At 71.0% G+C, this 6,091-nt stretch carries 5 protein-coding genes; 2 read left to right on the top strand and 3 right to left on the bottom strand.

What is annotated here, in order from left to right; all coding sequences use genetic code 11:
- Window positions 1-148 precede the first annotated feature (148 nt).
- Entirely contained in the window at window positions 149-1,750 is a 1,602-nt protein-coding gene (locus ACIBK4_RS33675; RefSeq protein ID WP_399000894.1) for an MFS transporter, read from the bottom strand.
- A 259-nt stretch (window positions 1,751-2,009) separates the two neighbouring features.
- On the opposite strand from ACIBK4_RS33675, the gene ACIBK4_RS33670 reads away from it, so the two are divergent.
- Both ACIBK4_RS33670 and ACIBK4_RS33665 read left to right on the top strand, forming a co-directional pair.
- Complete coding sequence (locus tag ACIBK4_RS33670) at window positions 2,010-3,185, top strand: hypothetical protein (protein WP_399000892.1); 1,176 nt, start codon at window positions 2,010-2,012, stop codon at window positions 3,183-3,185.
- 259 nt (window positions 3,186-3,444) lie between these two features.
- Window positions 3,445-4,488 (top strand): phosphatase PAP2 family protein, encoded by a 1,044-nt coding sequence (locus ACIBK4_RS33665; RefSeq protein WP_399000890.1) that lies wholly within the window; start codon window positions 3,445-3,447, stop codon window positions 4,486-4,488.
- A 100-nt stretch (window positions 4,489-4,588) separates the two neighbouring features.
- On the opposite strand, the gene ACIBK4_RS33660 is transcribed toward ACIBK4_RS33665, so the two are convergent.
- Together ACIBK4_RS33660 and ACIBK4_RS33655 are read right to left on the bottom strand one after the other, a co-directional pair.
- Window positions 4,589-4,804 carry an I78 family peptidase inhibitor gene (locus ACIBK4_RS33660; RefSeq protein WP_266767229.1) on the bottom strand — a complete coding sequence of 72 codons (216 nt, stop codon included), beginning with the start codon at window positions 4,802-4,804 and terminating at the stop codon, window positions 4,589-4,591.
- Between the two features lie 262 nt (window positions 4,805-5,066).
- Complete coding sequence (locus ACIBK4_RS33655) at window positions 5,067-6,068, bottom strand: helix-turn-helix transcriptional regulator (RefSeq protein WP_399000888.1); 1,002 nt, start codon at window positions 6,066-6,068, stop codon at window positions 5,067-5,069.
- Window positions 6,069-6,091: the final 23 nt, after the last annotated feature.

The raw sequence follows: 6,091 nt of genomic DNA, 5'->3' as shown, positions 1-6,091 counted from the left end.
CCGCACCCGCACCCGCACCCGCACCCGCACCCGCACCCGCACCCGCACCCGCACCCGCACCCGCCAACGGTGGGCGGCCCCCACAGGACACGTTCACCCCTCGATTGCCCGTAAACGGGTGGTGCGTGGGTGGGAGAGCGCCGTTGCGTCAGGCGGAGACGCGGGACTCTGCTACTTCCCTCGGGGCAGGGACCGTGGCCAGTGGCGCCTCGCACTGCATCACGCGGGGCAACCGCAATGCCATCACCGCGCCCAGCAGCAGCAACCCCGCGCTGACGAGCAACGTGACATGCAGGCCGTGGACGAAGGCGTGCCGAGCCGCGTGGCGCAGGGCCGCTCCACGTTCCCCGCCGAGACGCCCGGCAACGTCGTACGCCTCCCCCAGCGAATGCCCCGCGGACGCCGACGCGGACGCCGGTACACCGGGAACGGACGACAGCCCGGGCGCATACGCCGCGTTCATCACGCTGCCGAGAAGCGCGATGCCGATCCCCGCGCCGAGTTGGTACGAGGTCTCGCCGATCGCCGCCGCGCCGCCCGCCTGGGCCGGTGGTGCCTCGCTGAGCATCGACTCGTACGCCCCGAAGAGCGTCATCTCCAGCCCGAACCCCAGCAACAGGAACCCGAAGAGCAACAGCCCCGTGTTGTCCTGCCCACCCATCGCGGTCAGCGTCAGAACCGAGAACGCGGTGAGGCAGAACCCGAAGCACACCATCCGGCGCGGGCCGAACCGCCGCAGCATCCGCGCCCCGAACAAGCCCGCCGCCATCGCCGCGAACGTCAGCGGAAGGAGTCGTAGACCTGTCTGGAGAGGCGACAACCCCAGCACCAGTTGCAGGTACTGCGCCGCGATCAGCTCCAGGCCCACCAGTGCCAGCATCGCCAGCACGATGCAGCCGACCGACGTGCTGAACGCCGGCCTGCGGAACATCTTCAGGTCCACCAGCGGATGCGTCCGGCGCCGTTGCCGTCGTACGAAAAGAACCAGCAGCACCGCGCCCACGAGCAGCGGGGCCACGGTCCACCCGCTCTCCACCGGCTCCCCGCCGCCGAGCCGCTTCACGCCGAAGACGACACCGAAGAGACCGCCTGCGGCCATGAGCGCGCCGACGACGTCCCACGGGCCGTTGCGGTCGCCCCGGGACTCGGGGAGCAGGAGGCGGCCGATCGGGAGGCTGATCAGCATCAGGGGGATGTTGACGAGGAAGACCGAGCCCCACCAGAAGTGTTCGAGCAGGAAACCGCCGAGCAGGGGTCCCACCGCCGCGCCCACCGCCGCCACCGCGCTCCACACACCGATCGCCACCGCCCGCTCACGCCGGTCGGGGAAGACCTGGCGGAGGATCGACAGCGTGGCCGGCATGATCATCGCGCCGCCGACACCGAGCAGGGCGCGCGCGAGGATCAGGACCTGGGCGTCCTGGGCGAGCGCGGCAAGGCCGGAGGCGACGCCGAAGAGGCCGTAGCCGAGGAGCAGGATGCGCCTGCGGCCCACGCGGTCGCCGAGCGTGCCGAAGAGGATGAGGAGCGAGGCGCAGACCAGCGGATAGACGTCGACGATCCAGAGCAGCTCTATCGCGCCGGGCTTGAGGTCCTCGGTGACGGCGGGCACCGCGACATGGAGGACGGTGGCGTCGAGCGCGACGAGCAGCAGGCTGACACAGAGGACGACGAGGACGACCCAGCGGTTGGCACCGGCCCCGGCCGCCCGACGGCGCAGCGCTGCGGCGGCCGTGGTCGTCCCGGACATGAACTACCTCCCAGATGATCCCTCGCGTTCGGCGGGCTCACGGGGTGGGGACTCCCCGTGACTGCGGCCGGAGAGGAGCGGTGTCTCCGACCCGCGCAACGAAGGCGAGTGAGCCGTCAGCGTACGCGAGTTCACGCCAATGCCACGTGGCGGACCTCTCACACTCCCCGGAGAACACGTGTGGCGTACACCACTCGCCCTTCTGTGGACCACGCCCCCGCCGGGCCTGCCGGTTCCGCGCCCCCTCGATAATCGGTCCGTGAACGATCTCGCAGCACCTCTGCGCCGGGCGGCCCCGGCCCTCCTCGGGTACGCCGCCGTCCGCGCCCTGGGCCTGGTGGTGCTCGCGGTGTGGAGCGCGGCGCGCGGCAAGAGCGCCCACACCTTGCTGACGGCCCGCTGGGACGCCCTCTGGTACACCCGGGTCGCCGACCTCGGATACGGCTACGAGGTCCGCCTCCCGGACGGCGACGTCCACTCGAACCTCGCCTTCTTCCCGCTGCTGCCCTGGCTGGAAAGACTCCTGCACGCGGTGACCCCGCTGTCGTACGCGGACGGCGGCCTCGCGGTGAGCCTCCTCGCCTCGCTCGCGGCGGCCTGGGGAATCTTCGCGGTCGTCGAGCATGTCTACGGCCGCCGCGTGGGCGTGTGCGCCGTCCTGCTGTGGGCCGTACTCCCGGTCGGGATCGTGCAGTCGATGGCGTACAGCGAGTCGCTCTTCACCGCACTCGCGGCCTGGTCCCTGTACGCCGTGCTGACGGGCCGCTGGCTCACGGCGGGCACGCTCGCCCTGCTGGCCGGGCTGACGCGGCCGGTCGGGCTCGCGGTCGTCGCGGCGGTGTGGGTCGCGGGCATCATCTCGTTCACCGGATTCGCCCCGCGCGCGGAGGCCTCTTTCGTGCGGGATCGCAGCACGGCGCCCGCGCCCGGCGCACGAGCGTGGCCGCGCGCCCTCGGCATGGCGCTCGCGCCCCTGGGCGCCGCCGGGTACGTCCTGTGGGTGGGCCATCGCACCGGCAAGGGCACGCTGGGCTATCTCGACGTGCAGGCGGGGTGGCGGAACGGTTTCGACGGGGGCGCGGCCTTCGCCCGTTTCGTCGGCGAGAAGTTCACGTCGTTCCCCTCGGCCCTGGCCGGGGTGGGGCTGATCGTCGGAGTCGCGCTGGTGCTCTGGCTGTACGTCGTGGGCGTCCGCCAGGGTCAACCGCTGCCGCTCCTGGTGTACACGGGCGTGGTCACCGCGCTCGCGCTGTGCGCGTCCAGCTACTTCGGCTCGAAACCGCGCCTGCTGATGCCCGCCTTCCCCCTGCTGCTCCCCCTCGCGCTCGCCCTGGCGCGGCTGCGTACGTCCAGGTCAGCGTGGGTGGTGGGCGGTGTCGCGGTGGCGTCGGCCGTGTACGGGGCGTTCTGGCTGAACGGCTCCGGCCCGCCATGATCCACTCATCCCATCCCATGATCCACTCGTCACGCTCCATGAGCGCCGGGCCAATTCCCCCCCATCATTTGGTGAACTAATTCATAAGGGCCACAAAACTCGACCCCGGCATGATCAAAGGAATTGAAGGACGGAGGTGTCCGGGATTGCGGAATCCTCGGAAATAAACCTGCGCCTGAGAGCTTTCCCACATCACATCGTCATCACAAAGCCGCTGATTCGACGGGGATCCACACTCACTCGCTGTAACGTCGATTGAGTGCGTACCGAACGAAACCTCACCCGTCTGGACCGGGTGTTCGCGAGGCTGGACCGTGAACCTGAACGGCCGGCCAACATCGATGTGCCGAAGATGAGCCGGCACAGGGTCGTGCTCTTCGCGGCGACCCTGGCCTTCTATCTGGCGATCGTGTGGCTCGTCGTGACCACGTCCTGGCTGGTCCGGTTCGACTGGCAGGTCATGTTCTTCCGGCCGTACCAGCAGTGGGCCGGCATCCACTGGTTCGTCGACTACTACGTGGTCCTGGGCCAGCGCGGCCCCACCGCGGTGATGGTCGCGGCCTGGCTGGGCTGGCGCTCCTGGCGGCAGCACACGCTGCGCCCGCTGCTGACCCTGGGCACCTTGCTGCTGCTGCTGAACATCACGGTCGGCGCGGCCAAGCTCGGCATGGGCCGTCTCGGCCCGCACTACGCCACCGTCATCGGCTCGAACGAGATGGGTCTCGGCGGCGATATATTTCCCAGCGGCCACACCGCCAACGCGGTCGTGACCTGGGGAATCCTGGCGTATCTGGCCTCCACGCCGGCCGCCCGCCGCTGGCTGTCCGCCGCCTCCGCGGTGACCTCGCTCGGCGTCGGTCTCGCCACGGTCTACCTGGGTACGCACTGGCTGAGCGATGTCCTGCTCGGCTGGGCCGCCGGTCTGCTGGTCCTGCTCGCCCTCCCGTGGTGCGAGCCGCTGATCGCGCTGGCCGAGACCCGCATCTTCGACTACCGCGACCGCTGGCGTGCCCGTCGCGGCGGTACGGCGCCCGCACCCGCGCCCGCCGCCCCGGTCACCGCACCGGTGCTGCTCAAGCCGCGCGCCTCCTCCTCGGGCGACGAGGTCCCCGCGGCCCGCGAGACGGTCACCGCGAGCCGTTCGGCCCGGACACCGGCCCATCTCGCCCCGGGCCCGCACACGATCCGCTCGGAGCGCACCCCGGTCACCCCGATCGGCAGCCGCCGCCCGCCGCACCCGGACCGCGTGGCCCGCGGCACCACCCCGGCCACGGCCACGGCCCGTCCGGCGGCGGGCGGCTGACCCCCGCCCCAGACCGCGGGGCCGGTACGCACAACCTTCCCCGCGCATCAAGAAGGCCCCGGTTCCGCCAGCGGAACAGGGGCCTTCGTCACGTCTGCGCTCAGCCCTTCCAGGCGCGCGCCACCGTGCCGTCCTTGACCTCGAAGTTGAGCCGTCCCACGCGGAACTCCATGGTGATGATCGCCCCCGGCGGCAGCGACCGCACGGTCGGCCACCCGCGTTCCCGCGCGAGCCGCTCGGCCTCCGTGGCGTCGAGGCCCACATAGCTGTTCGGACTGTCCTGGGGCTCTGCCGGTGGAGTCGGAATGGATGCCATGCCCGCCACGCTAGCCCCTCTTGCGCTCTCTCCGTCCCTCTCCGGTCACACTTCTGTCACAGGATCAGGACGTGTGTTTTGTTCTGCATCCCTCACACGTATGAGCGGTTCCGTACGTCTTACGCAGGCATTCGAACGTAATTCCCGCATGTCGGTCCGGCTCCCCGAATAGCCCCGCGGAAAGTGCCGCGAGAACCGGCCGGGCACCCCATTCCATTCCGATTCCGCGCGCTACGGCGGGAGCTGACGCCGCATAAGAGTTTCACCGTTTCAGCACAGATTCGTCGTCGGCACCCGGGCCCTGCCGGTCCAGCGCGCGGGACAGCCGGTCCCGGGCCGTCCTGATCCGCTCGGTCAGCTCGACGGGCTCCAGGACCTCGAAGTCGAAGCCCATCATCATCACGTGGATCACCATCAGGTCGAGGTTCGGGGCCCCGGTCCGCAACAGGCACGCGTCCGGTCCGTCGGCCTCCAGCGTCCCGCCGGACGGTGAGATCCGCTCGGCGGCCTCCTGGAGGGGCACGAGCAGCCGTACGACGGCGTGCGAGGCGTACGCGCGCGTGGAGACCCCTTTCGACACGTGCGCGGCGAGGTCCTCGGCCGGTGGCTCGCGCGGGGTGAAGCGCGGCCCGTGCGGCGGCCTGGGCGTGATGCGGTCGACCCGGAAGGTGCGCCAGTCCTCGCGGTCCAGGTCCCAGGCGACCAGGTACCAGCGCCGCTCGGTGCACACCAGGCGGTGCGGTTCGACGCTGCGCCGGGTGGGCGTGCCGTCGTGACTCTCGTAGTCGAAGCGCAGCCGCTCGGCGTCCCGGCACAGGGCGGCCAGTTCGGTCAGCACGGCCGGGTCGACGGCGGACGGCAGCGTGTTGTGCAGCATCGGCACGGTGAACGCGTTCAGGGCACCCACCCGGCGGCGCAACCGGCTCGGCAGCACCTGTTCGAGCTTGGTGAGCGCGCGTACGGAGGTCTCGCCGATGCCCTCGATGCCCTGCCCGGCGGCGGTACGCAGCCCGACCGCCACGGCGACCGCCTCGTCGTCGTCCAGCAGCAACGGCGGCAACTCGGCGCCCGCGCCCAGCTGATAGCCGCCCCCTGTACCGGGGCTCGCGTTGACCGGGTACCCCAACTCCCGCAGCCGGTCCACATCCCGGCGCACGGTCCGCGCGGTGACCCCGAGCCGGTCGGCCAGGTCGGCGCCGGACCACTCGCGGTGAGCCTGAAGCAGCGAGAGCAGACGCAGGAGTCGTGCCGAGGTCTCCAACATGGTCGAAGTGTCCATCAAGGACG

The sequence above is a fragment of the Streptomyces sp. NPDC050528 genome (assembly GCF_044457795.1).
Classification (GTDB): domain Bacteria; phylum Actinomycetota; class Actinomycetes; order Streptomycetales; family Streptomycetaceae; genus Streptomyces.
This window is presented reverse-complemented; position numbering and strand designations above follow the sequence as displayed.